General features: G+C 70.4%; 26 protein-coding genes. 11 read left to right on the top strand and 15 right to left on the bottom strand.

The window, feature by feature from the left end:
* Positions 1-105: 105 nt before the first annotated feature.
* The 4 genes from menC to D6T64_RS20460 all read right to left on the bottom strand — a co-directional run bounded on the left by menC (position 106) and on the right by D6T64_RS20460 (position 3842).
* On the bottom strand, positions 106-1263 hold the full coding sequence (gene menC / locus D6T64_RS20475) for an o-succinylbenzoate synthase (protein WP_119976506.1): 1158 nt from the start codon (positions 1261-1263) through the stop codon (positions 106-108).
* The gene (locus D6T64_RS20470) at positions 1260-2075 is read right to left on the bottom strand and encodes a GNAT family N-acetyltransferase (protein ID WP_119976505.1); all 816 of its coding nucleotides are present in this window, start codon (positions 2073-2075) and stop codon (positions 1260-1262) included. Before D6T64_RS20470 ends, menC begins: the two co-directional genes overlap by 4 nt.
* A gap of 326 nt (positions 2076-2401) precedes the next feature.
* A complete protein-coding gene (locus D6T64_RS20465; RefSeq protein WP_119976504.1) occupies positions 2402-3145 on the bottom strand; it encodes a phosphatase PAP2 family protein in 744 nt (247 codons plus the stop codon).
* Positions 3146-3224: 79 nt separating this feature from the next.
* Positions 3225-3842, bottom strand: a complete 618-nt coding sequence (locus D6T64_RS20460; protein WP_119976503.1) for a helix-turn-helix domain-containing protein — start codon at positions 3840-3842, stop codon at positions 3225-3227.
* A gap of 159 nt (positions 3843-4001) precedes the next feature.
* On the opposite strand from D6T64_RS20460, the gene D6T64_RS20455 reads away from it, so the two are divergent.
* Both D6T64_RS20455 and D6T64_RS20450 read left to right on the top strand, forming a co-directional pair.
* Positions 4002-5597: an NCS1 family nucleobase:cation symporter-1 gene (locus D6T64_RS20455; RefSeq protein WP_119976502.1), complete on the top strand. Its 1596-nt coding sequence runs from the start codon at positions 4002-4004 to the stop codon at positions 5595-5597.
* A 4-nt stretch (positions 5598-5601) separates the two neighbouring features.
* Positions 5602-6423 (top strand): aspartate/glutamate racemase family protein, encoded by an 822-nt coding sequence (locus D6T64_RS20450; RefSeq protein WP_119976501.1) that lies wholly within the window; start codon positions 5602-5604, stop codon positions 6421-6423.
* A gap of 14 nt (positions 6424-6437) precedes the next feature.
* On the opposite strand, the gene D6T64_RS20445 is transcribed toward D6T64_RS20450, so the two are convergent.
* Both D6T64_RS20445 and D6T64_RS23320 read right to left on the bottom strand, forming a co-directional pair.
* Positions 6438-7715, bottom strand: a complete 1278-nt coding sequence (locus D6T64_RS20445; protein ID WP_233551461.1) for a multidrug effflux MFS transporter — start codon at positions 7713-7715, stop codon at positions 6438-6440.
* Positions 7716-7890: 175 nt separating this feature from the next.
* A complete protein-coding gene (locus D6T64_RS23320) occupies positions 7891-8319 on the bottom strand; it encodes a hypothetical protein (RefSeq protein WP_233551460.1) in 429 nt (142 codons plus the stop codon).
* Between the two features lie 119 nt (positions 8320-8438).
* Here D6T64_RS23320 and D6T64_RS20440 point away from each other — a divergent pair, with 119 nt between their 5' ends.
* Positions 8439-9284, top strand: coding sequence for an NAD-dependent epimerase/dehydratase family protein (locus D6T64_RS20440; RefSeq protein WP_119976499.1), 846 nt, complete (start codon positions 8439-8441; stop codon positions 9282-9284).
* Positions 9285-9320: 36 nt separating this feature from the next.
* On the opposite strand, the gene D6T64_RS20435 is transcribed toward D6T64_RS20440, so the two are convergent.
* Together D6T64_RS20435 and D6T64_RS20430 are read right to left on the bottom strand one after the other, a co-directional pair.
* A complete protein-coding gene (locus D6T64_RS20435; protein ID WP_119976498.1) occupies positions 9321-10055 on the bottom strand; it encodes a TetR/AcrR family transcriptional regulator in 735 nt (244 codons plus the stop codon).
* 481 nt (positions 10056-10536) lie between these two features.
* Positions 10537-11631, bottom strand: coding sequence for a glycerate kinase (locus D6T64_RS20430; protein ID WP_119976544.1), 1095 nt, complete (start codon positions 11629-11631; stop codon positions 10537-10539).
* 152 nt (positions 11632-11783) lie between these two features.
* Here D6T64_RS20430 and D6T64_RS20425 point away from each other — a divergent pair, with 152 nt between their 5' ends.
* The 3 genes from D6T64_RS20425 to D6T64_RS20415 all read left to right on the top strand — a co-directional run bounded on the left by D6T64_RS20425 (position 11784) and on the right by D6T64_RS20415 (position 14827).
* The gene (locus D6T64_RS20425) at positions 11784-13142 is read left to right on the top strand and encodes a GNAT family N-acetyltransferase (RefSeq protein WP_119976497.1); all 1359 of its coding nucleotides are present in this window, start codon (positions 11784-11786) and stop codon (positions 13140-13142) included.
* A 125-nt stretch (positions 13143-13267) separates the two neighbouring features.
* Positions 13268-14209, top strand: coding sequence for a thioredoxin domain-containing protein (locus tag D6T64_RS20420; RefSeq protein ID WP_119976496.1), 942 nt, complete (start codon positions 13268-13270; stop codon positions 14207-14209).
* A 117-nt stretch (positions 14210-14326) separates the two neighbouring features.
* A complete protein-coding gene (locus tag D6T64_RS20415) occupies positions 14327-14827 on the top strand; it encodes an inorganic diphosphatase (RefSeq protein ID WP_119976495.1) in 501 nt (166 codons plus the stop codon).
* Between the two features lie 11 nt (positions 14828-14838).
* Here the strand turns inward: D6T64_RS20415 and D6T64_RS20410 are convergent, their stop codons facing one another.
* Both D6T64_RS20410 and D6T64_RS20405 read right to left on the bottom strand, forming a co-directional pair.
* Positions 14839-15372: a universal stress protein gene (locus D6T64_RS20410; protein ID WP_233551459.1), complete on the bottom strand. Its 534-nt coding sequence runs from the start codon at positions 15370-15372 to the stop codon at positions 14839-14841.
* Positions 15373-15529: 157 nt separating this feature from the next.
* Positions 15530-15913 carry an ArsR/SmtB family transcription factor gene (locus D6T64_RS20405; protein WP_119976493.1) on the bottom strand — a complete coding sequence of 128 codons (384 nt, stop codon included), beginning with the start codon at positions 15911-15913 and terminating at the stop codon, positions 15530-15532.
* Positions 15914-16024: 111 nt separating this feature from the next.
* Here D6T64_RS20405 and arsB point away from each other — a divergent pair, with 111 nt between their 5' ends.
* From arsB to D6T64_RS20385, 4 genes are all read left to right on the top strand, one after another.
* Positions 16025-17152, top strand: coding sequence for an ACR3 family arsenite efflux transporter (gene arsB, locus D6T64_RS20400; protein ID WP_267900503.1), 1128 nt, complete (start codon positions 16025-16027; stop codon positions 17150-17152).
* Between the two features lie 84 nt (positions 17153-17236).
* A complete protein-coding gene (locus tag D6T64_RS20395) occupies positions 17237-17647 on the top strand; it encodes an arsenate reductase ArsC (RefSeq protein WP_119976492.1) in 411 nt (136 codons plus the stop codon).
* A gap of 17 nt (positions 17648-17664) precedes the next feature.
* Complete coding sequence (locus D6T64_RS20390; RefSeq protein ID WP_119976491.1) at positions 17665-18354, top strand: arsenate reductase/protein-tyrosine-phosphatase family protein; 690 nt, start codon at positions 17665-17667, stop codon at positions 18352-18354.
* Entirely contained in the window at positions 18351-19730 is a 1380-nt protein-coding gene (locus D6T64_RS20385) for an FAD-dependent oxidoreductase (RefSeq protein WP_119976490.1), read from the top strand. The genes D6T64_RS20390 and D6T64_RS20385 overlap by 4 nt, the downstream gene beginning before the upstream one ends.
* 36 nt (positions 19731-19766) lie before the next feature.
* Here the strand turns inward: D6T64_RS20385 and D6T64_RS20380 are convergent, their stop codons facing one another.
* The 5 genes from D6T64_RS20380 to D6T64_RS20360 form a co-directional block, all read right to left on the bottom strand.
* Complete coding sequence (locus D6T64_RS20380; RefSeq protein WP_119976542.1) at positions 19767-20048, bottom strand: metal-sensitive transcriptional regulator; 282 nt, start codon at positions 20046-20048, stop codon at positions 19767-19769.
* Between the two features lie 76 nt (positions 20049-20124).
* Positions 20125-20454, bottom strand: a complete 330-nt coding sequence (locus tag D6T64_RS20375; RefSeq protein ID WP_119976489.1) for a rhodanese-like domain-containing protein — start codon at positions 20452-20454, stop codon at positions 20125-20127.
* On the bottom strand, positions 20451-22160 hold the full coding sequence (locus D6T64_RS20370) for an FAD-dependent oxidoreductase (RefSeq protein ID WP_119976488.1): 1710 nt from the start codon (positions 22158-22160) through the stop codon (positions 20451-20453). The genes D6T64_RS20375 and D6T64_RS20370 overlap by 4 nt, the downstream gene beginning before the upstream one ends.
* 133 nt (positions 22161-22293) lie before the next feature.
* Positions 22294-24567 carry a heavy metal translocating P-type ATPase gene (locus D6T64_RS20365; RefSeq protein WP_119976487.1) on the bottom strand — a complete coding sequence of 758 codons (2274 nt, stop codon included), beginning with the start codon at positions 24565-24567 and terminating at the stop codon, positions 22294-22296.
* The gene (locus D6T64_RS20360; protein ID WP_119976486.1) at positions 24564-24794 is read right to left on the bottom strand and encodes a heavy-metal-associated domain-containing protein; all 231 of its coding nucleotides are present in this window, start codon (positions 24792-24794) and stop codon (positions 24564-24566) included. Before D6T64_RS20360 ends, D6T64_RS20365 begins: the two co-directional genes overlap by 4 nt.
* 86 nt (positions 24795-24880) lie before the next feature.
* Between D6T64_RS20360 and D6T64_RS20355 the strand changes: the two genes are divergently transcribed.
* On the top strand, positions 24881-25222 hold the full coding sequence (locus D6T64_RS20355) for a metal-sensitive transcriptional regulator (RefSeq protein WP_119976541.1): 342 nt from the start codon (positions 24881-24883) through the stop codon (positions 25220-25222).
* Position 25223 lies beyond the last annotated feature (1 nt).

The following is a 25223-nucleotide window of genomic DNA, read 5'->3' as shown; positions in this document are numbered from 1 at the left end:
GCAGCCCCCGCGCAGCGGCGCAACTCCCGCGCAGCGCGCGCAGCCGCGGCCGGGCACGGGAGCCGGCCCGGCACATCCGCTGCCGACGTCAGTGCGCCCTGGCCCCTACTCCCCGCCCCGCGGCAGCACGATCGGCGCCGCCACCGCCCAATCCCGCACGAGATCCTCGCGCACGGTCACCCCGGTGCCCGGCCCGGTCGGAACCCGCAGCTGGCCGCGATGCTCCCCGCTGCCGAGCACGAACGGTTCCTCCACCAGGTCCTCGGCGAAATAGCGGTCACTCGCCGAGGTGTCTCCCGGCAGTGTGAACCCGGGCAGCGCCGCGAGCGCCACGTTCGCCGCCCGGCCGATGCCCGTTTCGAGCATGCCGCCGCACCAGACCGGCACCCCCTGGGCCCGGCACAGGTCGTGGATCAGCACCGACTCGCGGTACCCGCCGACCCGTCCCGGTTTCACGTTGATGACGGATGTCGCCCCGCGGCCGAGCGCATCCGTCGCCACCTGCGCACTCACGATCGACTCGTCCAGACAGACCGGGGTCTGGATGTGCCGGCTGAGCAGCACGTGGGCGGCGATATCCTCCTCGACGAACGGCTGCTCGATAAGGACAAGGTCGAAGGCGTCGAGTTCGCGCAGGTGGTCCAGGTCGGCGACCCCATACGCGGTGTTCGCGTCGACCTGCAGCAGGGCGTCCGGGCCGAGCAGGGCGCGCACGGCGGCGACCGGTTCGAGGTCCCAGCCGGGCTTGATCTTCAGCTTGATGCGCCGATAACCGGCGTCGACGTATCCGCTCACCTCGGCCAGCAGGGTATCGAGGTCGGGACTGATACCCACGGACACCCCGCAGTCCACCCAGTCCTTGAGCGGCCCGGGTTCGGCCATCGCACCATCGAGGTGGTCGACGAAGGAGAGAGCGGATGCCCGCAGCTGCGCGTCCAACACGGCCGCCTCGAGCGCCGCCTTCGCCATCCGATGCCCGACCACGAACCCGAGCAGCTCGTGCACGGTGTCGGCGGTCACCGCGGGTGCGGCGAGCAGCGCCGGGGCCAGGTAGTGGCGCAGCACGTGCTCGCAGCCGTCGACGTATTCGGAGCTGTACAGCGGCCCCTCCCCCGCGACACACTCACCCCAGCCCTCCCCGCCGCCCCGCGTGCGCACGTGCACGAGCAGCACGAGGCGCACGGTCTGCCGGCCGAACGAGGTCTCGAACGGCCGCACGAGCGGCATCGCGACCCGGTGCAGGGTGATCGATGCGAGCCTCACGCGACGGGCTCCGAGGTGCCAGGGCGATCCGCGGCATCCGTCGTGAAAACATAGTCGTTGGTCGTGTTGAGTTCGGGGCGGAGGCCGCGAGCGAGGTTCTCGCCGAACAGGGCGCGGCTGGTGGCGCGCAGTTCGGCCGCGGCGACGGGATCCTCCGCGCGCAGTTGCTCGAAATCCACGTTCAGGGGCAGCACCTCGCTCGTGGTCCAGTTCGGCGGATGCCCGCCACCGAGGGCGCGGTGCACGCGCGGGGAGTCGAGGCGCCAGCGCACCTCGAAGCGGTCGCTCTGGTCACTGCCGGTGATGGCGTCATCGAGGCGGCCATAGAAGTCCGGCAGGAAGGTGGCGATCTCGGCGCCGAGCTTGACGAGGTTGAAGTGCGCGTTGCGGCGAATCAGGGGGTCGAAGGTCCAACGGATCTCGCCCACCCCGTGGTCGAGGCAGACCGCGCGCTGGAACAGTTTGAGGGCGAAGCCGACGCCACCGCTGCGCCGCCACGGCACCACCGCCGCCATGTGCGAGTGCAGGTGCAGCCCGTTCGACCAGCCGAGAAAGCCGAGGGTCGCGCCGACCTGCTTGCCGTCGGCGACCGCCGTGAGCACCGTGTTGCCCGCGTAATCGAGGGCGAGCAACATCGACCGGTCGGGGCTGCGGCCCTCACCCCAGGTGCGCTCGAACAATCCGATCACGCCGGCCATGTCGGGCGGGTCGGCCAGCCGCACCGTCACTCCGGCGGCGGCCGCCGCCGCGGCGGCCTGGGCATACGCCGCCCGCACGGTCTCACTCTGCTCGGTCTGGCTCTGTTCGCTCATGCCCCGAGTATCCTCCGTCCGCGCCGCGCCAACGACCCCGCCGCGTACCCTGACGCCGCGACCCTCCCTGTACCGTTCGACGGTGTTCAACCGCTGTGCAGCCGTTCTCGGGCCGAAAAGCACGTTTTTCACGCTGAGTACCGTCGAATGGTACGCGCGCGGCTGCACAGCGGTGCACGCCGTACCGTTCGACGGTGTTCAACCGCTGTGCAGCCGTTCTCGGGCCGAAAAGCACGTTTTTCACGCTGAGTACCGTCGAATGGTACGCGGACTCGGGCGACGGATGCCGCGGCATCCGTCTACACCGGGTCAGGCGCTGACACCGGTCAGTTCCGGCGAATGGTACGGGCGAACGGATGCCGCGGCGCCAGCCGGCGCTCCCCGTCCAGTTTCGCGGCGACCGGCGCCCACAGCAGCACCGCGACGCCGACGCCGATCAGCAGCCCGCCGAACGTGTCCGTGAGCCAGTGCGCGCCGAGATAGGTGCGGCTCAGCAGCATCACGATCGTGTATGCCGCGCCCGCCAGCCAGACCCAGAGCCGGGGCACGATAATGCCCAGGCACACCGCCATCGTCGCGGCGTTCGCGACATGCCCCGAGGGGAAGGAACCAAAGTCCGATGTGACCAGCATGTCTTCAGGGCGCGCGCGGCCGAAGAGCTGCTTGAGCAGCTGCACGCCGCCGGCGCTCAGGATTGTGGCCACGACAAAGTACCCCGCCTCCCACGGCCGACGCCAGAGCAGCAGCGCGATGAGGATGATGGCCGGAATCACGATCACCCCGGCGATCCCGGCCCCGAGAAAGTTCATGACGAGCGACGGCACCTCCCAAACCGGGTTGCGGTGCTCGATGATCTCGTCCATCCACTCGGTGTCGAGTTCGAGCGGGCGGCCCTGGCCGCGCACCACGATGAGGGCGCCGAGGCCCACGGCGAGCGCGACGGCGAGGAGCGCACTGATGAGCGGCCAGCGCCGGCTGATGCGGCGCGCGGCGGGGGTGGCGGCGCGCTCCGGGTCGGGCGCGCTCGCGGGGTGCCCGGGGCCGCCGGGACGGTCGCCAGAAGTTGTCATTCGGCCATCGTAGATCGGTGTGGCCGCGTGTGGGGTCGGCCGGCGGCATCCGTTCGCCCCTACCGCGGTGAGTTCCGCGTCAGGGGTGCACGATCAGCCAGACCGCCACGCACGCCGTCGTGGCCGACGGGTTGCCGAGCCGGTGCGGGCGGGTCGACGGGAAAGTGATCGAGTCCCCCGGGCCCAGCAGCACCGTTTCGGTCTCGAACTCGATGCTCAACTCCCCGGATTCCACGCTGCCCACCTCGTGGCCGTCGTGCCGCACGAGGCTGCCGTGGGCGCTGGCCATCGCGCCGGGCGGGTACGTCGATTCGAACAGGTCGAGGCCCGGCATCAGCCCCGGAGTCAGACGCCGGTAGGTGACGCCACCCTTCAGGGTCGTCAGGGGAACCGTGCCAGCCCGGGTCAGTACGTAGTTGGTGGGCACAGCGTCGGTGAGCGCGGTCTCACCGCTTCGCACCGCGATACTTCCCGGAGCCTCGAAGGCGGCGGCGAGCGGAACCCCGAGCGCGGTCACGATGGCGATGAGCCGGTTCACCGACGGAACCCGGGCGCCGGTCTCGATCTGCGACACGGCGCTGGCGGAGATATCGAGCGCCCGGGCGAGCGCGCGCAGTGAGAGCCCGGCGTTTAGCCGCAGTTCGCGCAGCCGGGAACCGAGAAATTGATTGCCCGTGTCCTCGTCCCTCACGCCCATATTCCAATTGTCACACGCCCGTTACGAGGCGTAACGCGGCCGAAACCTCCCCGAAAGTGTTAAGCAATAGCTTTACATCAATCAGGCGCATCACACCGGGGGCGGATGCTCGCTCCCGGCCCCCAGCATCCGTCACCACCCTCTGGCTCAGGAGTACTCATGACCGAAGTCCTCGCCCGCACGACGCCCGGCACCGCGACCGGCACCGCGCCGCAGCCCACCGGCCCGCACGACATCCTCGAGGCCTCGGGCCTGCCGCACGGCGGCGGCGGGGTGCAGCCCGGCCACGATCCGCGCCTGAGCAACGAGGCCCTCGCGCCGCTGAAGAAGCAGACCTGGACCTCATACAACTTCTTCGCGTTCTGGATGTCCGACGTGCACAGCGTGGGCGGCTACGTCACCGCCGGCAGCCTGTTCGCCCTCGGCCTGGCCAGCTGGCAGGTGCTGATCGCCCTCGTGGTCGGCATCATCATCGTGTACTTCTTCGCCAACCTCGTCGCCAAGCCCAGCCAGGTCACCGGCGTTCCGTACCCGGTCATCTCGCGGGCCGTGTTCGGGGTGGTCGGCGCCAACATCCCGGCCATCATCCGCGGCCTCATCGCCGTCGCCTGGTACGGAATCCAGACCTACCTCGCCTCCGCCGCCCTCGTCGTCGTCGCGCTCAAACTCTGGCCGTCGCTCGGCCCGATCGCCGACGTGAACCAGTACGGTTTCGTCGGCCTCTCGCTGCTCGGCTGGATCGCCTTCGGCATTCTCTGGGTCGTGCAGGCGCTCGTGTTCTGGCGCGGCATGGAGGCCATCCGCAAGTTCATCGATTTCTGCGGCCCCGCCGTCTACGTCGTGATGATCGCCCTCGCCGTCTACCTCGTCTCCGAGGCCGGCTGGGAGAACATCGACCTCAACCTCGGCTCGATCGCCTTCGAGGGCTGGGACGCCGTGCCCGTCATGCTCGGCGCCATCGCCCTCGTCGTCTCGTACTTCTCCGGCCCGATGCTCAACTTCGGTGATTTCTCCCGCTACGGCAAGTCCTACGCGGCCGTCAAGAAGGGCAACTTCCTCGGCCTGCCGATCAACTTCCTGTTCTTCTCCGTCTTGACCGTCGTCTGCGCCGCCGCCACCGTTCCGGTCTTCGGTGAGCTGCTGACCGACCCGATCCAGACCGTGGCCCGCATCGACAACGTCTACGCGATCGTGCTCGGCGCCGCCACCTTCGCCACCGCGACGGTGGGCATCAACATCGTCGCCAACTTCGTCGCCCCAGCCTTCGACTTCTCCAACGTCGCCCCGCAGAAGATCAGCTGGCGCATGGGCGGCATGATCGCCGCCGCCGGCAGCGTGCTGATCACCCCGTGGAACCTCTACTCCAGCCCCGAGGTCATCCACTACACGCTCGACACCCTCGGCGCGTTCATCGGCCCGCTCTTCGGGGTGCTCATCGCCGACTACTACCTCGTGCGCAAGCAGGTGGTGCACGTGCCCGACCTGTACACGATGAACCCCGCCGGCCGCTACTGGTACAAGCACGGCTTCAACCCGAACGCGATCATCGCGACCGCGACCGGAGCCGTGCTCGCGGCCTCCACCGTGTTCATCCCGGCACTACAGGGCGCCGCGAGCTTCGCCTGGTTCATCGGGTGCGGCATCGGCCTCGCCGTCTACGTGGTCGCCGAAAAGGTCAGCCCGCAGCTGAACACAACCGGAATCGCGCCCGACGGCGGCGACGCTCCCGTCGTTTCCGTCACGGCCGCTCGGTAAGCGGATGCCGACCCTCACCACACCCCGGCTGCCCACCATCGCGGGTGCGGCATCCGCTGCCGCGGATGAGAACCGCACCCCGCGCACGCTGCGGCAGATTCGGGTGATCAACCCGAACACGAGCGGCCCGATGACCGCCCTCATCGACGGCTGCGCCCAACGGGCGGCCGCCGTCGACTCCGTCGTGACCACGCTCTGCCCGTCGATGGGGCCGCTCTCGATCGAGAGTCACTACGACGAAGCCCTCGCCGTGCCCGGGCTGCTGCTCGAGGTCATGCGCGGCGAAGAGCAGGGCGCCGACGGCTACGTGATCGCCTGCTTCGGCGACCCGGGGCTCGACGCGGCCCGTGAGCTGGCCCGCGGGCCGGTCGTCGGCATCGCCGAGGCCGCGATGCACACGGCGACCCTGCTCGGCCGCAGTTTCAGCGTGGTCACCTCGCTGTCGCGCACCATCGGCCGGGCCGGCGACCTGGCCCGGCACTACGGCTTCGCCGAGCGTTGCCGCAGCATCTACGCGAGCGATATCCCGGTGCTCGGCCTGGAGCATCCGTCGCCGGAGGAGGCCGCCGACATCGTGGCGCTCTGCCGCCGCGCGGTGGAACAGGACGCCGCCGACTCGATCGTGCTCGGCTGCGCGGGCCTGGCACCGCTGTGTGACTACATCGCGGGCGAGATCGGCGTGCCGGTGATCGACGGAGTGAGCGCCGGGATCAAGCTCGTCGAGTCGCTGGTCTCGCTCGGCTACCGCACGAGCACCCGCGACGAGTTCGCCCGGCCGCTGCCGAAGCAGTACGTGGGCGCCCTCCGAGACTTCACCCTGGCCTGACGGATGCCCCCGCGCTAGTGGTCCAGCGCCGGCACCGTGCGCGGGCGCACGATGAACCAGAGTGAGGCGACCGCGATCAACGCGGTGATGCCCATCACGGCGGCCATCGGCACCGAGTTGTCGACACCGAACACGCCCACGATCGGGGAGATGACCCCGGCGACGCCGAAGTTCGCGGCTCCGAGCAGCGAGGCGGCGGTCCCGGCCTCGTGGCCGTGCCCGTTGAGCGCGATGACCTGCACGCTCGGCAGGGTGAAACCGCAGGCCGCAATGAAGAACCAGAGCGGAACCAGCGTGCCCCAGAGGCCCGCGCCGCCGAGGTCGAGCAGCAGGATGGCGGCGGAGGTGATCACGAGCACGACGGTCGAGATGGAGAGGATCCACTGCGGTCCCACGTTGTAGCGGTGCATCAGCCGCGAACTCAGCTGCACGCCGGTCACGATACCGAGGGAGTTCACCGCGAACAGCAGCCCGTATTCCTGCGGGGTGAAACCGTACACCTGTTGGAACAGGAACGACGACGACGAGAGATAGGAGAACAGCCCGCTGAAGGTCATCGCGCCGATGATCGCGACGCCCACGAAGACCCGGTCGCCGAGCACCGCCTTGTAGCGTTGTCCGAGGGTGTTGTGTCCCGCGGTGTGGCGCTGATCGGCCGGCAGGGTCTCCACAATCCAGAAGAACACGGCCGCGATCACGAGCAGGCCGTAGGCGGCGAGCACCCAGAAGATGCCGCGCCAGTTCATCACGAGCAGCAGCTGCGAACCGAGCACCGGGGCGATCACCGGTGCGAGGCCACTGACCAGGGCGAGGCGGGAGAGCATCTTGACGAGCGGTTTGCCGCCGAACAGGTCACGCACCATCGCCATCGCCACGACCGCGCCGGCCGCGGCGCCGAAGCCCTGCAGCACGCGGAAGATGCCGAGCGTCACGATGTCGTTCGACATCGCCGCGCCGACGCAGGCCAGAATGTGAAACCCGGTCGCGAGCATCAGCGGCAGCTTGCGGCCGACCTTGTCGCTCCACGGTCCCACGATCAGCTGGCCGAAGCCGAAGCCGATCATCGTGCCGGTCAGGGTCAGCTGCACGGCCGCCGCCGTCACGCCGAGTTCGCTCTCGAGCGTCGGGAACGCCGGCAGGTACAGGTCGATCGTGAACGGCCCGAGCGCGGTGAGCGCTCCGAGGATCACGATGTACAGAATCCGCTGCCCACGGCTCAGGGCGTCGCCGGGGTGGCGGGCGGTCGAGCGCAGTTGCGCCTGGCTGACAACGGGAATGGCGGCAGTGGTCACGTTGGCGAGGTCCTCAAGGGGTTCAGTTACGACGGATGCTGGCCCACCGAGAGTGGGCGGCGACACCGAACGTAAAAAAAGGGCCGCAACAGGGGTAAGTGTGTCCGGACGTGTTGTATTCCCCCGATCTGGGACCCGCCCGAGATTGGTTCGCGACCGCCACTTCGCGACCGCCCTAGACGACGCTCCAGCCACGGGCCCGGGCGGCCGCGGCCTGGCGCCCGTCGTCGGCGCCGAAACGGCGGGCCTCCCCCGGTTCGGCGAGGTCGGTGAAGCAGAGCTCGGCGACCGCCAGGTGCCAGGCGTGCCCGGCGGCGACGCCGGTCTGCGCGGTGATCTCGGCAGCGGATGCCTCCACCTCGTCCTCATCCACGCCCAGGATTTCGACCAGGCCGTCCTCGGCAGCCACGAGGTCCCCGAGCCGCGCGAGGGCGCCCTCCGGGGTCATCCCGCGGGCCAGCCCGTCGGCGACGGCGTCGGCGGTGCACTCGGCGAGAGCCTGCGCGCTCGAGACGATCTGCACCTCGGCCGAGCCGGCAAATGTCGCCGCCTGCGCCGGGTCGAGCAGCCGCACCAGCAGCGACGGACCGGCGTAGATGATCATGCCCCCACGGTACCCGCGGCATGCTCGCGGCCGGCACAGCGGCGGCTCCGGCCGGGGAGCGTCGGAGCCGCGTGATACGTTGCAAACCAGGCTCGAGAAGCCACGACAAGGGAGTCCGAATGAGAATTGCAGTCACCGGCGGCAGCGGCAAACTCGGCCGCAGCGTCGTCACCCGCCTGAAAACCGACGGCCACCACGTCATCAACTTCGACCGCTTCGGCACCCGCGGCGCCGGGTTCCTCAGCATCGACCTCGGCAACTACGGCGAGGTCCTCGACGCCCTGCACGGGGTTAACGACGTCATTGACGGTTTCGACGCGGTCGTGCACCTCGGGGCGATCCCGGCCCCGGGCATCCGCCCCGATGCCGCCACGTTCCACAACAATATGAACGCGACCTACAACGTGTTCCAGGCTGCCCGCCGGGCCGGCATCACCCGCATCGTCTACGCCTCGAGCGAGACCGTGCTGGGGCTGCCGTTCGACGAAGACCCGCCCTACCTGCCCGTCGACGAGGTCTCCCCGGCCCGGCCCGAGAGCACCTACTCGCTCGTGAAGCACCTCGAAGAGCAGATGGCGATCCAGCTCGTGCGCTGGAACCCCGAGCTGAGCATCACCGCGCTGCGCTTCTCCAACGTCATGGATCCGGAAGACTACGCCGCCTTCCCCGGCTACGACGCAGACCCGACCACCCGTAAGTGGAACCTCTGGGGCTACATCGACGGCCGCGACGGCGCCCAGGCCGTCGCGCGCGCCCTGCACGCCGCCCAGCCCGGCTTCGAGGCGTTCATCATCGCCGCCGCCGACACCGTCTCTGCCCGGCCGAACGCCGAACTGGCATCCGCGGTGTTCCCGAACGTGGCCTTCGCCCGCGACGTCGAGCCGCACGAGACCCTGCTCGGCATCGACAAGGCGAGACGGATGCTCGGCTACGCTCCCGAGCACAGCTGGCGCGACCACGTGTAGCCGGCCCCGCGCGAAGCCCACACGACCCGGCCCGGGCTAGGCGACGAGCCAGCGCGGCAACAGCGGCTCGATGAGCGCGTAGTAGGCCTCGGGGTCGCGGCCGGCCACGGCCGCCGGCTCGGCTCCCTCGGCTCCCGCGGCGAACCACACCTCGATCGCACCGACCGAGCCGTAGGCCACGTACTTCGCCAGGGCGGTGCGGGCCAGCGCGGCCTGCGCGGGCGCGGCCTGCGCCGGCTCGGCCCCGGCCTCGGCTCCGTTCGCAGCCGGGGTCCCCGCAAGGCCCACCCCGCGGTCGGCGATGAGCGCGGCGACGGAAGACTCGAAGTGCGGCGCCAGCAGATCGTGCGCCGTGGTGCGGGAATGTTCCGCGAGCAGGTGCTCGAAAATGGCGCTGTGCGAGTCGACGAGCGCGGCAACCGCCATCGACGTGTGCCGAATCGCCTCGGCCAGGGTGTGCTCACGCACGTAGCTCGAGGCCAGGTATTCGGCGCGCACCGCGTCGAGCTCGTCCCGCATGACCCGGGCCAGCAGCGCCGACGGCGAGCGAGCGTGATCATAGAACGTCACCCGATGGATGTCCGCGGCCGCCGCGATCTGCGCCACGCTCAGCCGGTCCACGTGCTGCGCGGCCGAGAGCCGCAGGATCGCGACCCGCAGCGCCTCCGTCGTGCGCGCCGCCCGCGCGTCGGGGCGGGCGTCGGAGGCGTCCGGGCGCAGCTCGGCACGGTCATCGGAGCGTGATTCGGGGGCGGCGGCATCCGTGGTCATGCGTCAACCCTATAGACCTGGACTCACTCAGGCGACGACTGTCGCCCACACGACCGGGGAGAACCTCATGGACGCCGATCCTCGGCGGCTACACCGCCGCCTAACCCGCCTGCGTGCCGACGACCGCTGCCGTATTTCTGCCCGGGTTCGCGCCGGTGGGGCGGCCTATCGCACACAACTCCCGCTGAATATGCGGTAGCGACTACGGAGGCCCGTCATTGCGCCGGGCTTTTCTTCCGCCGCCACCGATCTGCAGGAGTTATGCCGCCGCCGCGGCGTCGGCACAGGCCGGCCGGGCCAGGACACGTTGGACCGAGCGAGCCCGGTCCGGGTCGGTCAGCCGCCCGTTGCTCGCATAACTCCTGCTGAATGTGCCACCTGTCCCCGGAGGCCCGTCATTCCGCCGGGGTTTTCTTGCGCCGCCACCGATCTGCAGGAGTTATGCCGCCGCCGGCCGGCCGGCCGTCGAAATACAGGCGGGTCAGGCCGGCTGGGCGGCGGCGAGGCGGCGCGCGGCGAGGGTGATCCAGCGCAGCGGGTCGTTCATCGCCGCCGCGCCGCCGCCGGCCAGTTCGGTGAGGGACTCGGCTCCGGCGAAACGCTCGGTGCCCGCCTCGATCAGGCCGGCCACCAGATAGGCGCGGGCACCGGCATCCGCCGCGAGGCCGGCGAGGTAGCTCGGCACCTTGCCCGCGTCGGACTGCGCGTCGAAGCGGCCCTCGCCGGTGATCACGACGGCTGCCCCCGCCACCGCCCCGGGCACCCCGAGCGCCTGTCCCACGGCCGCCGCCCCCGGAGCCATCGTCGCGCCCCAGGCCAGCAGCCCGAACCCCGTGCCGCCCGCCGCTCCGGCACCGGGCGTCTGCGGTTCGACGGCCACGAATCCGGCGAACCGGGCGAGCCCCGACTCGAGGGCCGCGACCTGCTCGAGGCTCGCGCCCTTCTGCGGTGCGAATACGGCGGCCGCCCCGGCCGGCCCGAGCAGCGGGCTCGTCACGTCGCACAGGATCCGTGCACCGCCCGGCGGCAGCGGGCGCAGTCCTCCGAGCTCGACGGCCGCTACCGTGGACAGGCCGAGGCCGCCCGGCATGACCGCGCGACCCGCGGCATCCGTCGCCCGGGCCCCGAGCGCGGTCAGCGCGCCGAGCCCGGCGTCGGTCGAGGAGCTGCCGCCGAGGGCGAGCAGCAGCCGGTCGACGCCATGGTCGAGGGCCGCCGCGATGGCCTGCCCGAAGCCGTGGGTGTGCGCGGTCAGCGGTCGCAGCGGATCGAGCAGCGTGAGCCCGCTCGAATTGGCGAGCTCGACGACCCCGGTGCCACCGGGCAGCAGCAGCCAGTAGGCGTCAACCGCCCGGTCGTCGGGCCCGGTCACGATGACCGGCATGCGCCGCGCGCCCGGCACGGCGACCTCGAACGCCTCGAGGGTGCCTTCCCCGCCGTCGGCCATCGGCATCAGCCGCAGCTCGTCGAGCTCACGAACGGATGCCCACCCCGCCGCGATCGCGCCCGCCACCTCGATCGCGCTCGCGGTTCCCTTAAACGAGTCCGGGGCGACGACCACCTGCACGCTCTTCATCCCCTCAGCCTGCCATGTACCCCGCACTCCGCACTGCCCGTACCATTCGACGGAGTTGAGCACCGCATGCACCGTTTCCAGCCCGAAAACCGTGTTCAAGGCGGCGAACTCCGTCGAATGGTACGGGGCAGGCGGGAGGCTAGGGTCGAAGGGTGACCGAAAACACCAGCACCCCTGCCCCCGTCGACCCCGAGTCCGCCGCGGCGCTGGCCACGAACGGTCTCGAGCTCACCCTGCTCGACCCGGTCACCGGCACCGAGCAGGTGCGTCGCTGGATCCTCGCCGAATCCCGCGGATTCCACGAACCCGAGCCGAGCGACGAACGCCTCGCCGGCCAGGCCGCCGAGATCGCCGCCGACCGCATGTCCGCGGTCTGGGACGCCACCGCGGCCGACCCCGAGACGCCGGTCGCCACCATCCGCTCCTGGGTGATGGGCCTCACCGTTCCTGGCGGCGCGGCCCTGCCGGCCTGGGCGATCAGCTCCGTCACCGTCTCGCCCACCCACCGTCGCCGCGGCATCGCCCGGGCCCTGCTCGGCGGCGAGCTGCGCGAAGCCGCCCGCGCCGGGCTCGCGATGGCGATGCTCACCGTCTCCGAGGCCACGATCTACGCCCGTTACGGCTTCGGCCCCGCCGTGCACCAGGCCGATTACCTGATCGATTCCACCCGCGCGCACTGGACCGGCCCCACCCCCGCCGGCCGGGTGCAGTTCGTCAGCCCCGAATCCCTGCTCGTCGACGGCCAGGCCCTCTTCGACCGCGCCCGCCCGCTCTCCCCCGGCGAGGTCGACCGCCGCCCCAACATCTGGGCCGACAAGCTCGGCCTCAACCCCCGCCACCCCGGCGCCACCACGAAAGACCTGCGCGCGGTGCGCTTCGACGACGCCGACGGCGTGCCCCAGGGCTTCGCGCTCTACACCGTCGCGATCATCGACAACAGCTTCCCGGCCCGCCTGACGCTGACCGACCTGGTCGCTGCGACCGGCGACGCCTCCGCCGCGCTCTGGCGATTCCTGCTCGAGATGGACCTCGTCACCGAGATCACGGCGCCGCACCGCAGCGTGAGCGAACCCGTCTCCTGGCAAATCTCCGATCGCCGCGCCGTGCGCAAGGTCGACGAGAGCGACCACCTCTGGCTGCGCATCCTCGACGTGCCCGCTGCCCTCGCCGCCCGCACCTATGCCGCGGCCGACGACTTCGTACTCGAGGTGACCGACGACCTCGGTTTCGCGGCCGGCCGCTTCGCCTTCAGCACGACGCCAACGAGCACGACGACGGATGCCGCCGGCCGCGCCCATCCGCTGCCCGCCACCGCAGACCCCGCGATCGACACCCCCGCCGCCGCCCTCGCCCTGACCGTCGCCGACCTCGGCAGCCTCTACCTCGGCGGCGCAAGCGCCGTCGAGCTCGTGCGCGCCGGACGCGTACGCGAGCTCACACCCGGCGCCGCCGCCCGTTTCGACGCGGTCATGCGCACCCAGCTGCCGCCGTTCCTCAGCACCGGCTTCTAGCTCCGCCCGAAGCGGACCGCCAGCGAACCCGCACCTCCCAGCCCACGCACAGCCCGCGTCAACCCGTCACCGAGGCGCGCACTCTACGGTCGAAGCACAGCCCCGCGACGAAACGGTGTACCTCCATGACCTCGAACGGCCGCCCCGCCCCGCGTCCCTCCCTGAAGGATCGACGCGCCGACGCCCGCGAGCACGCCCGCCAGTTGCGCGAAGACTCGGCTCGCCGGGTGCGCACCCGCCGCCTGCTCTGGCGCGGCGGCATCGGCGTGGGCCTGCTCGCCGTCGCGACGATCGTGGCCGTCGTCCTCGTCGGCGCGGCGCGGCCCGCCGCCGTCGGCCCGCTCAACATGGCCAGTGACGGCGTGCTGCTCGGCGCCGACGCCACCGGCGTGGTCGCCGCCCCCACGCTCGCCCTCGCCGCCGATGAGGATCCCATCGACACCGACCCGGCCGCCCTGGCCAACCTTGTGAACATCACGATGTACGTCGACTATCTCTGCCCGTACTGCGGCCAGTTCGACACCAATAACGCCGAACAGATCGCCTCCTGGGTCACCGCGGGCAACGCGACCGTCGAAATCCACCCGATCTCGATCATGGACGGTTCCTCGGCGGGAACCTCCTACTCCACCCGCGCGGCCAACGCCGCCGCCTGCGTCGCCGATACCGCCCCCGACTCCTTCCTCGCCGTGAACACGGCACTGTTCGCGGCCCAGCCCGAAGAGCAGACGGCCGGTTTGACGGATGCCGAACTCCTCGCCGTTCTGCGCTCCGCCGGCGTGCAGAGCGATGCGGTGACCGACTGTGTGACCGGGCAGGCGTTTGCGTCCTGGGTGGCCGCCGCCACCGACCGGGCCCTGGCCGGCCCGCTGCCCAACGCCGACGTGCAGACAGTGACGGGCACCCCGACCGTGCTCGTCAACGGTGTGTCCTACGCGGGCGCCTTCGACGACGCCGCCGCCTTCGAGCAGTTCGTGCTCACCGAAGCCGCCGACCTCGACGACGACGAGGCCGCCCTCGCCGAGGCCCAGGCCGCCGCCGAGGCCGCGCAGACCGACACGGAGTAGACCTGCACAGAGCAGCCAGCCGCCCCGTCGACCCGTTGTCTGCCCCCGCATAAGCGGTTTCTTCTCCCGCGCCGCGCCGGTAGCTTGGGAGCCACGAGACCCGAGGTGGCGACGACGATGACGATTCTGGACGTAACGGTAGAGATCCCGCGGGGAAGCCGGAACAAGTATTCCGTGGATCAGCTGACCGGGCGCATCCGCCTGGAGAGCACGCTGCTGACCGAGATGGTCTACCCCGCCGACAGCGGTTTCATCGAGAACACCCTGGGCCTCGACGGCGAACCGCTGAACGCGCTCGTGCTGCTCGAAGGGCCCACCTACCCCGGGGTCGGCATTTCGGTGCGGCCGGTCGGCGTGTTCCGCATGCAGAACGAACACGGTCCCGAGGTGAAGCTTGTGTGCGTGCCCGTCGCCGACCCGCGCTGGGAGCACGTGCTCGAGATCAGCGACGTCGCCGAGTACACCCGCGACGGCATCCAGCACTTCTTCGAGCACTACAAAGACCTCGAACCGGGCAGGCTCGTCATTGTCGAAGGCTTCGGCGAGCGGCTCGAGGCCGAACGCCTCGTCACAACGGCGATGCACGCCTACCGCTCGCATGACAGCTACGAAAACTAGCGCGGGCTGGGCTAGTCCGAATCGGCCGGGGCGACGGATGCCCCGCCCCACGGCTCCGCGCCGCCCCACACCACCGGCGCCAGCGGAATCACCACCACCGGGCGGTGCTGGTGGTGCGCGAGGTGCACGGCCACGGAGCCGCCGAAAAACTCCTGCAGCCCGGCCAGCAGCGTCGCCTCCCGGGTGCCGATCACGATCATCGCCGCGTCCAGGGTGTCGGCCAGGTGCGCGAGGGCCCGGGCCGGGTCGCCGGCGACGGCGCGGGTGCTCCATTCCACACCGCGGCCGTTCAGAACGGATGCGAGGTGCTCGGCCAGGTCGTGGTCGAACGCCTCCGCGGCGAGGTCGGGCAGGTCAGGGTCGAACGGCAGCGACATGATCGTGCCGTCGGCGGACTCGTCGACCAGGTAGCGGCCCACGTCGACGTAGACGCAGACCAGTTCGGCGTTGAAGCGGGCCGCGAACACGGCCGCGTTTTCGACGACCGCGTCGGGTTGCCCCGGTTGCACGCCCACGATCACGCGGGCACGACCGCTCGGCGTCACCTGTCCTCCTCGGGTGGAGTAGCTGCCCGGTCGGGGTAAACGGCCGAAGAGCATGGTTGTAGACGAAGCCCGTGACAGGCTTTGAGCAAAATTGTGCCAGATTCGCCCCGCCCGTTCAACCCCCAGCCCCGCCCGATCACCCCCGCGGGTGAGTCGGCTACAGGCCGGGCAGCACCTGCGCGACGCCGCCGAGGGCGCCCGGCACGAGCCGGTAGTACGACCAGGTGCCACGCTTCGATCGAGTCAGAAAACCGGCGTCGACCAGTACTTTCAGGTGGTGGGAGATGGTCGGCTGCGACAGGGTGAGCACGTCGGTGAGGTCGCAGACACAGGCCTCCGCGTCGAGGTGCGACCCGACGATCGAGAGGATGCGCAGCCGGGCCGGGTCGGCGAGGGCCTTGAGCGAGCGGGCGAGCGCCTCGGCGTCGGCGGGCGCGATCGCCGCGCGGCCGACCGACGAACCGCAGGCGGCGGCATCCGTCACGTCGGTCAGCGGCAGCAGTGCAGGGGACGACTGGAGAGGCTGCTGAACGAACGTCATAGGAACATCCTGCCGCATAGATTGACATTTGTCGATGAATGGGCCTAGCGTAGGCATCGACAACGATCGATATATGCCCGTATTCCGCACCCCAGTACCAGCCGGAGCCCCGTGACCACAGACACATCCCCCACCCTCAGCACCCCGGCCCGGCTCGGCACCCTCGACCGGTTCCTGCCGGTCTGGATCCTCGCCGCCATGGGCGTCGGCCTGCTCCTGGCCGTCTACACCCCGGCGGTCGGCGAGGCCCTGCACGCCTTCACGATCGGCTCGGTCAGCGTGCCGATCGCGATCGGCCTGCTGATCATGATGTACCCGGTACTCGCCAAGGTGCGCTACTCCGACGCGAAACACGTTGCCACCGACAAGCGCCTGCTGGTCACCTCCCTGGTGCTCAACTGGTTGGTCGGCCCGGCCCTGATGTTCGCCCTGGCCTGGCTACTGCTGCCCGACCTGCCCGAATACCGCACCGGCCTGATCATCGTGGGCCTCGCCCGCTGCATCGCCATGGTGCTCATCTGGAACGACCTCGCCTGCGGCGACCGCGAGGCCGCCGCGTTCCTCGTGGCGATCAACTCGGTCTTCCAGGTCGTCGCCTTCGGCGCGCTCGGCTGGTTCTACCTGCAAGTGCTGCCGGCCTGGCTCGGCCTGCCCACCACGAGCGCGGAGTTCTCGATCTGGGCGATCACCGCGAGCGTGCTCGTCTTCCTCGGCATTCCGCTGCTGGCCGGCTACCTCTCCCGCCGGGTCGGCGAGGCCACCAAGGGCCGCGACTGGTACGAGGCGAAATTCCTGCCCGTGGTCGGCCCGTTCGCCCTCTGGGGACTGCTCGTCACGATCGTCATGCTCTTCGCCCTGCAGGGCCGCCAGGTCATCGCGAACCCCGGCGACGTCGCCCGCATCGCCCTGCCGATGCTGATCTACTTCATCGTCATGTTCCTGATCAGCTTCGTCGCCGGCCGCCTGCTGCGCATGAGCTACGAGCGCACGACGACGCTCGCCTTCACCGCCGCGGGCAACAACTTCGAGCTCGCGATCGCGGTCTCCGTCGGCACCTTCGGCGCCCTCAGCGGCCAGGCCCTCACCGGCATCGTCGGCCCCCTGATCGAAGTCCCCGCTCTCATCGCGCTCGTCTACCTCGCGCTCTGGCTGCGCAAGCGGATGTTCCCGGTCGCGCTCCCGAAACCGGCCCCCGTGGCATCCGCTGCCGCGGCCGAGAGCAGCCTCAACCGGGTGTAACCCGCTCCTGACCCCCACCTGTCACACGCGTTGTCTACAATCGCCGCAAGATCCCCGTCAGAACCCTCTCGAAAGAAGCCCCTCATGACCGCTAAGCCCACCGTGCTCTTCGTCTGCGTGCACAACGCCGGACGCTCGCAGATGGCCGCCGGCTACCTCAGCGCCCTGTCCGAGGGCCGCATCGAGGTCCTCTCCGCCGGCTCCGAGCCGAAAGACCAGATCAACCCGGTCGCGATCGCCGCAATGGCCGAAGACGGCATCGACATCGCGAACAACGTGCCCAAGATCCTGACGACCGAGGCCGTGAAGGACTCCGACGTCGTCATCACGATGGGCTGCGGCGACGCCTGCCCGATCTTCCCCGGCAAGCGCTACGAAGACTGGACGCTCGACGACCCGGCCGGCCAGGGCATCGAGAGCGTGCGCCCGATTCGCGACGACATCAAGGCCCGCATCCAGGTGCTGCTCTCCGAGCTGCTGCCGGCTCAGGTCTAGGCGACGGGCCGCACCCCATGACCGACTTCAGCACCCGCAGGGCTCTTCCGGGCCTCAGCTTTCCCGAAGAGTCTCTCAAACGCCTCGCGCACGACCTCACCTCCCGCTTCGACGGCGTCTTCGCCGGCGAGACGGTCGAACGCTACGTGCTCGAGTCTTACACCGCGCTGCTGCGCACCTCGAGGGTCAAAGCGCACCTCACCAGCCGCACCGCGCACTTCGCCGGTGAGCGCCTCACCGCCCTCGCCCAGGCCACGGGCGCCGTGGCATCACCGGTTCCCGAGGTGCTGTTCGTCTGCGTGCAGAACGCCGGCCGCTCGCAGATGGCCGCCGTCTTCGCCAATGCTCTCTCCGGCGGTGCCGTGCACGTGCGCTCGGCCGGATCGACGCCGTCGACCGAGCTGAACCCTTCGGTCGTTGCCGCGATGACCGAACTCGGCCTGTCGATGGACGAGTCCTTCCCGAAGCCCCTCACCGACGATGTCGTGCAGGCAGCGGATGTCGTGGTCACCATGGGCTGCGGTGACGCCTGCCCGATCTACCCGGGCAAGCGCTACGTCGACTGGAACCTCGTCGACCCCGGCGAATTGCCGCTCGACGAGGTGCGGGCCATCCGCGACCAGATCCGTGGCAAAGTCACCGACATGCTCGCCGGCCTCGGCGTCGATCCGATCGACCTGCCGACCGTTCCGACCTCGGCAGCATGACAACCGCGGGCACGGCATCCGGGTTGACCCTGACGGTTCCGCCCCGGCGCACCGACGCCGTGCCCGCACTCGCCCACCGGCCCGTCGCCATCATCGGCGCCGGGCCGGTCGGCCTCGCCGCGGCCGCCGAATTGGCCGAGCGCGGCATCGACTGTGTCGTCTACGAAGCCGGGCCGGAGGCGGGCACCGCGATCGCCCTCTGGGGCCACACCCGGCTGTTCTCGCCGTGGCGCTACCTGACGGATGCCGCGGCCGTTCGACTGCTCGAGCCCACGGGCTGGGCCGCTCCCGAGCCGGGCGCCCTGCCGACCGGCCACGACCTGCTGCGCGAGTACGTGCATCCGCTCGCCAAGGCCCTCGGCGACCGGGTGCGCTACGGCGCGCGCGTCACCGCGGTCAGCCGCCAAGGAATGGACCGCACCCGATCCGCGAATCGGGCTGCCACGCCGTTCTGCCTCCGCATTCAGACGGATGCCGGCACCCACGACGCCCTCGCCCGCGCGGTCATCGATACCTCCGGCACCTACTCCACACCGAACCCGGTTGCCGCCTCCGGGCTCGAGATGATCGACGGGGGCGCCCTGAGCGAGCATCTCGTGCACGCCCTGCCCGACGTTCTCGGCGCCGAGCGCGCCCGCTTCGCCGGACGACACACGGTCGTCGTCGGCGCCGGGCACTCCGCCGCGAACACCCTGCTGAACCTCGCCGAACTCGCTTCCCACGAGCCCGGCACCACGATCAGCTGGCTGATTCGCACCGCGACACCGGCGCGGGTCTACGGGGATGATTCCGACGAGCTCGCCGCCCGCGCCTCCCTCGGCGCGCGAGTGCGCGCGCTCGTCACGAGCGGCCGAGTCACCCTGGTCGACGGTTTCGAGATTGAGAGCGTTGCTCCCGCCAGCGAAGGGGTCGAGCTCGTCGGCCGTCGTTCCGGGCAACCGGCCCGACTTACGGCCGACCTCGTGGTCGGCGCGACCGGGTTTCGGCCCGACCTCGACATGCTGCGCGAGATGCGCCTGTCACTCGACGAGATCGTCGAGGCGCCACGCCTGCTCGCGCCGCTGATCGACCCGAACCTGCACAGCTGCGGCACGGTTCCGGCGCACGGCGTCGACGTGCTCACGCATCCTGAGCCGAACTTCTACCTCGCCGGCATGAAGAGCTTCGGCCGGGCACCCACGTTCCTGCTGGCCACCGGTTATGAGCAGGTTCGCTCCATCGCCGACGAACTCGCCGGCAACCGGGCCGCCGCCCGGCTGGTCACCCTGGTGCTGCCCGAGACCGGGGTCTGCTGCACGGTGCAATCCAACACCGTGCCGCCGGCAGCCACGGCCGCGCAGGAGCCGCCCGCGGCATCCGCCGCCTGCTGCAGCTGAATCGACCCCGCGCTGCCCCCGGCGGCCGCACGACACTCAGGCGAGGGTCAGGAACAGCTTTTCGAGCTCGTCGACGGTCAGCGCGTCCTTCTGCTCCGGGTTTTCGAGGCACTGCCGCATCGCCTTCGACACGATCACGAATCCGGCCTTGTCGAGAGCGCTCGACACCGCAGCCAGCTGGGTCACGATGTCCTTGCAGTGCGCGCCCGCCTCGACGGCCACGATCACCGCGTTCAGCTGGCCCTGCGCCCGCTTCAGCCGGTTCAGAATCTTCTTCTGCTCCGGGTCGGGGCCGAGCGCAACCGTGTCAGCGTCCATGCCGGTGAGGCGGATGCCCGCGGCCGCGAGGCCGGACGCATCCGTCGTCGACGTCTTGGCCTTGGTGAGAGCTGTTTTAGGCATTGTCTACTCCTGATTCGGTCGGCAGTCCGGCCTGCTGCCAGGCGACGGTGCCGCCGGCCACGTTGATCGCGTCGATCTCGCTGCCGGAGCGGTCGAGGTAGTCCACGACCTGGGCGCTGCGGCCGCCGACCGCGCAGATGACATAGACGGGCTCCCCCACGGGAACCTCGCCCATGCGTTCCATCAGCACGCTGATCGGGATGTGCAGCACCCCGGGCAGATGGGCGTCGTCATATTCGTCCTGCTCGCGCACGTCGAGCACGACGATGGGTTGTGGGCCCGCCGTCAGTTCGGCGAGCTCGAGTACCGAGATATCGGTCATACAGGGATCCCTTCAGCAAGAACTTCGGCGGCGGCGGCCACCACGGCGGCATCGGCGGCCTGGCCGGCCAGCCAGGTGCGATACCCGCCATCTAGGTTACGCACATCGTGGCCGAGTTGGCTGAGCAACCGTGCCGCGGTGTGGCCGCGCTGGCCGACCTGGCAGTGCACGATCAGCGGGCCGGCGGGCAGCTCCGCGTGCCGGGCGCGCAGCTCGTCGAGGTTCAGGTTGCGGGCGTCGGGCAGGTGGCCGGCGGCGAATTCGGCGGGCGTGCGCACGTCGACGAGGCTCGCCCCGGCGGCGAGCTCGGCCGACAGTTCGTGCCACTGCACCGACCGGGTGGTGCCGTGCAGCAGATTGTCGGCGACATAGCCGAGCTGGTTGATCGCGTCCTTCGCCGACCCGTACTGCGGCGCGTAGGCCAGTTCCAGTCGGCTCAGGGCGGATGCCCCGAGACCCGCGGCCATCGCCGTCGCGATCACGTCGATACGCTTGTCCACGCCGCTGCCACCCACGATCTGGGCGCCCAGAATCGCGTCGGTGTCGGCGTCGATGAGCAGCTTGATCGCCATCTGTTCGGCGCCGGGAAAGTACCCGGCATGCGACGACGGATGCGTGTGCACGATCCGGTGCGCCCGGCCGGCGGCCACGAGGCGCTGCTCGTTCCAGCCGACCATCGCCACGGTCAGGTCGAAGACACCGACGATGCCGGTGCCGACGGCGGGCTCGGCCGCGTCGGGGCGCCCGGCGATGGTGTCGGCGGCGGCGCGGCCGTGCCGGTTGGCGAGGCCCGCCATGGTGACGAGCGCGCCGGCGCCGCCCACGGCATCCGTCTTCAGGGCGCCGTCGCCGACCGCGAAGATGCGGGGGTCGCTGGTGGCTTGGGTCTCATCGACCCAGATGCCGCCGCTGTCGCCGATGCGGAGGCCCGCCGCGGCGGCCAGGGACGTGTCGGGCCGCACGCCGGTCGCGTCGATCACGAGGTCGGCCGGCACCAGGGAGCCGTCACTCAGCAGCAGACCGGTCGCCGCGGTGCCCGCGGAATCAACCGGTGCGTCACTGCCGACAACGTGGGTGCCCAGGCGCACGTCCACGCCGTGGGCGCGCAGGTCGGCGACCACGGGCGCTGCCATTTCGGGGTCGAGCGGGGTGAGAATCTGCGGGCCGCGCTGCACGAGGGTCACGTGCACGCCGCGGTGCACGAGGTTGTCGACGGCTTCGAGGCCGATGAAACCACCGCCGATGACGACAGCTGAGGGTGAGCCGTCGACCGCGGCGAGCACGGCGTCGATGTGGTCGACGTCGTCGACGGTGCGCAGGGTGTGCGTGGCGAGGCCGAAGTCCAGGGGCTCACTGCGGGTCGTCGCGCCGGCGGCGAGGATCAGCCGGTCATAACCCTCGATGGATTCCTCGCCGGTCAGGGTGTTCCGCACCGAGACGGTCTGGCCGGCGCGGTCGATGCCGGTGACCTCGTGGTCGATACGCACGTCGAGGCGAAAGCGAGCGCGAAGCGATTCGGGGGTCTGCAGCAGCAACTCGGCGCGATCGGTGATGACGCCGCCCACGTAGTACGGCAGTCCGCAGTTGGCGAAGGACACGTAGTGCCCACGCTCGAATACCACGATCTCGGCCGACTCATCGAGCCGGCGCATCCGTGTTGCCGCCGACATGCCGCCGGCCACTCCACCCACAATGACAATCTTCATCGGTCCTCTTTCTTCGGTGCCTCTCGCCCAACTATACCCCCATGGGTATCCAAAAGTCGATCCCCGTCCCCGCGAGTGAGCAATAACTGCACCAAAACTGCCGGGTTGGTGCAGTTATTGCTCACTCGCGAGATCAGCGCGGCGCGAGGGCGCGAAACCCGCGCAGGCGCAGGCTGTTCGTCACCACGAACACCGAACTCAGGGCCATCGCCGCGCCGGCCACGAGCGGGTTCAGCAGCCCGAGCATCGCGAGGGGAATCGCCGCCACGTTGTACGCGAAGGCCCAGAACAGGTTCGCCTTGATCGTGCCGAGGGTGCGCCGCGCGAGCCGGATGGCATCCGCTGCCGCGAAGAGATCGCTGCGCACCAGGGTCAGGTCGCTCGCCTCGATCGCCACATCGGTTCCGGTGCCCATCGCGATGCCGAGGTCGGCGGTCGCGAGCGCGACCGCGTCGTTGACACCGTCGCCGACCATCGCCACGACCCGGCCACTCTGCTGCAGTGAGCGGATGACGTCGGCCTTCTCGGCCGGCAGCACCCCGGCCCGCACATCCGCGATTCCGACGAGGTCGCCCACGGCCCGGGCCGCACGCTCGTTGTCGCCGGTGAGCAGCACCGTCGTCAGGCCCAGCCGTTCGAACTCGTCGATCGCCGCGGCGCTCGTGGGCTTGACCGTGTCGGCGACGGCGAGCAGCCCCCTGGCCTCGCCGTCCCAGGCCACGATCACCGCGGTCTGACCCAGGCCCTCCTTGGTGTCGAGCATGGCGCGCAGCTCCACGGGCAGCTCGATCGACCACGCACTCGCCAGCCACTGCGGCCGTCCCACGAGCACGAGGCGCCCGTCGACGACGGCCTGCACGCCCAGGCCCTGTTCGGAGGCAAACGCTTCCGCCGCCGGAACCGGCCCCTTCAACGCCGCGGCGGCGACGATAGCAGCGGCGATCGGATGCTCCGAGCCGCTCTCCGCACCGGCCGCGAGCCGGAGAATCTCGTCTTCGTCCCCGCACTGCACGGCCGCGCAGCCGACCACGGCCATCTGCCCGGTCGTGACGGTTCCGGTCTTGTCGAGCACGATCGTATCGACCCGGCGGGTGGCTTCGAGCACCTGCGGGCCCTTGATCAGGATGCCGAGCTGCGCGCCGCGGCCGGTGCCCACGAGCAGCGCGGTCGGGGTCGCGAGCCCGAGCGCGCACGGGCAGGCGATGATGAGCGTCGCGACCGCGGCGGTGAATGCCAGCTCGGGCGTCGCACCGACCAGCAGCCAGCCCACCAGGGCCAGTACGGCGAGGCCCAGCACGATCGGCACGAAGATCGCGCTGACCCGGTCGGCGAGGCGCTGCACATCCGCTTTGCCGGTCTGCGCCTGTTCAACCAACCGGCCGATCTGGGCCAGTTCGGTGTCGGCGCCGACGCGGGCAACCCGCACGACGAGGCGTCCGCCGGCGTTCAGGGTCGCTCCCACGACGTGATCGCCGGGGCCGACCTCGACGGGCACGGATTCACCGGTGAGCAGGCTCGCATCCACGGCCGAGTTGCCGTCGACGACGGTGCCGTCGGTGGCGACCTTCTCGCCGGGGCGCACGACGAAGAGGTCGTCGACGACGAGCGTGGAAATGCCGACCCGGGTCTCGACCCCGTCGCGCAGCAGGGTCGCCTCTTTCGCGCCGAGTTCGAGCAGGGCCGTGAGGGCCGCTCCCGAGCGGCGCTTGGCGCGCGCCTCGGCGTAGCGGCCGGCGAGCAGAAAGACGGTCACGGCCGCGGCGACCTCGAGGTAGATCTCGTTGGCGCCGCCGCCGGGTTCGGCGACGAGGTGAAAGCTCATGGTCATTCCGGTCATGCCCGCCATGCCGAAGAACAGGGCGTAGAGCGACCAGCCAAGCGCGGCGAGCACCCCGAGACTGACGAGGGTGTCCATCGTCGCGGCGCCGTGGCGGGCGTTCAGCCAGGCCGCACGGTGAAACGGCCACGCACCCCAGATTGCGACGGGCGCGGCCAGGGTCAGGGCGAGCCACTGCCAGTTGTCGAACTGCAGCGCCGGAATCATCGACAGCAGCGCGACCGGCAGGGCGAGCGCGGCCGAGACGCGCAGGCGCGACAGCAGCGCGGCCGCTTCGGCGCCGTCCCCGGTCTCAGAGCCGGGAGCGGAGGCATCCACCGGGGCCGGGCCAGCCGACGTGGGCGACGGATGCACCGGCGCCGGCACCACGGCCGTATACCCGGTGGCTTCAATGGTCGCGATCGCATCCGCGACCGTGGTGCCGGCCGGCACTGACACGTGCGCCTTCTCGGTCGCGTAGTTCACGCTCGCCTCAACGCCGGGCATGCGGTTGAGCTTCTTCTCAATGCGCGCTGCGCAGGAGGCGCAGGTCATGCCGCCGATGCGGAGGTCGACCTGCGAGGCGGTCATGCGACGGCCGGTGCCAGTTCATAGCCGGCTTCATCGACCGCGGCAGCGACGAGGGTGCGGTCGAGGGCGGCGGCGCTCGTGACGGTGACCTGGGACACGCCCCCGACCACGAGGTCGACGGTCACGGTCTCGGCGCCGGCGATGCCGCCGACCTCCTCGGTGACTGCGGCTACGCAGTGGCCGCAGGTCATGCCCGTGACGCCGTAGGTGGTGGTGAGAGTGCTCATGGGTCTAGTCTCCTCCGCGTGCCGCTTGGGCCGGCATTGCGCTACTATGTGATCAGTATACCCCTAGGGGGTAATCGGAGGACATGATGACCGAAACAGACGCCGCACCAGACACACCACCCGACGCGCACGCCCAAGAGCACGCCCATCATGGCTACATCTCGAACCAGGACAACTACCTCAAGCGCCTGCGCCGCATCGAGGGTCAGGCCCGCGGGCTGCAGGGCATGGTCAGCGACGAGAAGTACTGCATCGACATCCTCACCCAGATCTCCGCGATGACCAGCGCGCTGCAGTCGGTCGCCCTCGGTCTGCTCGACGACCACCTCAATCACTGCGTGCGCGACGCCGTGGCCTCCGGCGGCGCCGAAGCCGAGGCGAAGCTGCTCGAGGCCTCGGCCGCGATCGCCCGCCTCGTGCGCTCCTAGC

The sequence above is a fragment of the Cryobacterium melibiosiphilum genome (assembly GCF_003602235.1).
Taxonomy (GTDB): domain Bacteria; phylum Actinomycetota; class Actinomycetes; order Actinomycetales; family Microbacteriaceae; genus Cryobacterium; species Cryobacterium melibiosiphilum.
This window is presented reverse-complemented; position numbering and strand designations above follow the sequence as displayed.

What these genes read in the sequence shown, in the direction of transcription:
- D6T64_RS20455 (WP_119976502.1), top strand. Translation starts at nt 4,002, where the DNA reads ATGACCGAAGTCCTCGCCCGCACGACGCCCGGCACCGCGACCGGCACC.
- D6T64_RS20440 (WP_119976499.1), top strand. Translation starts at nt 8,439, where the DNA reads ATGAGAATTGCAGTCACCGGCGGCAGCGGCAAACTCGGCCGCAGCGTC.
- D6T64_RS20375 (WP_119976489.1), bottom strand. Translation starts at nt 20,454, where the DNA reads ATGACCGATATCTCGGTACTCGAGCTCGCCGAACTGACGGCGGGCCCA.
- D6T64_RS20385 (WP_119976490.1), top strand. Translation starts at nt 18,351, where the DNA reads ATGACAACCGCGGGCACGGCATCCGGGTTGACCCTGACGGTTCCGCCC.
- D6T64_RS20435 (WP_119976498.1), bottom strand. Translation starts at nt 10,055, where the DNA reads ATGACCACGGATGCCGCCGCCCCCGAATCACGCTCCGATGACCGTGCC.
- D6T64_RS20470 (WP_119976505.1), bottom strand. Translation starts at nt 2,075, where the DNA reads ATGAGCGAACAGAGCCAGACCGAGCAGAGTGAGACCGTGCGGGCGGCG.
- D6T64_RS20365 (WP_119976487.1), bottom strand. Translation starts at nt 24,567, where the DNA reads ATGACCGCCTCGCAGGTCGACCTCCGCATCGGCGGCATGACCTGCGCC.
- D6T64_RS20450 (WP_119976501.1), top strand. Translation starts at nt 5,602, where the DNA reads ATGCCGACCCTCACCACACCCCGGCTGCCCACCATCGCGGGTGCGGCA.
- D6T64_RS20430 (WP_119976544.1), bottom strand. Translation starts at nt 11,631, where the DNA reads ATGAAGAGCGTGCAGGTGGTCGTCGCCCCGGACTCGTTTAAGGGAACC.
- D6T64_RS20420 (WP_119976496.1), top strand. Translation starts at nt 13,268, where the DNA reads ATGACCTCGAACGGCCGCCCCGCCCCGCGTCCCTCCCTGAAGGATCGA.
- D6T64_RS20370 (WP_119976488.1), bottom strand. Translation starts at nt 22,160, where the DNA reads ATGAAGATTGTCATTGTGGGTGGAGTGGCCGGCGGCATGTCGGCGGCA.
- D6T64_RS20390 (WP_119976491.1), top strand. Translation starts at nt 17,665, where the DNA reads ATGACCGACTTCAGCACCCGCAGGGCTCTTCCGGGCCTCAGCTTTCCC.
- D6T64_RS20415 (WP_119976495.1), top strand. Translation starts at nt 14,327, where the DNA reads ATGACGATTCTGGACGTAACGGTAGAGATCCCGCGGGGAAGCCGGAAC.
- D6T64_RS20380 (WP_119976542.1), bottom strand. Translation starts at nt 20,048, where the DNA reads ATGGACGCTGACACGGTTGCGCTCGGCCCCGACCCGGAGCAGAAGAAG.
- D6T64_RS20465 (WP_119976504.1), bottom strand. Translation starts at nt 3,145, where the DNA reads ATGACAACTTCTGGCGACCGTCCCGGCGGCCCCGGGCACCCCGCGAGC.
- D6T64_RS23320 (WP_233551460.1), bottom strand. Translation starts at nt 8,319, where the DNA reads ATGATCATCTACGCCGGTCCGTCGCTGCTGGTGCGGCTGCTCGACCCG.
- D6T64_RS20355 (WP_119976541.1), top strand. Translation starts at nt 24,881, where the DNA reads ATGACCGAAACAGACGCCGCACCAGACACACCACCCGACGCGCACGCC.
- D6T64_RS20405 (WP_119976493.1), bottom strand. Translation starts at nt 15,913, where the DNA reads ATGACGTTCGTTCAGCAGCCTCTCCAGTCGTCCCCTGCACTGCTGCCG.
- D6T64_RS20395 (WP_119976492.1), top strand. Translation starts at nt 17,237, where the DNA reads ATGACCGCTAAGCCCACCGTGCTCTTCGTCTGCGTGCACAACGCCGGA.
- D6T64_RS20360 (WP_119976486.1), bottom strand. Translation starts at nt 24,794, where the DNA reads ATGAGCACTCTCACCACCACCTACGGCGTCACGGGCATGACCTGCGGC.
- D6T64_RS20460 (WP_119976503.1), bottom strand. Translation starts at nt 3,842, where the DNA reads ATGGGCGTGAGGGACGAGGACACGGGCAATCAATTTCTCGGTTCCCGG.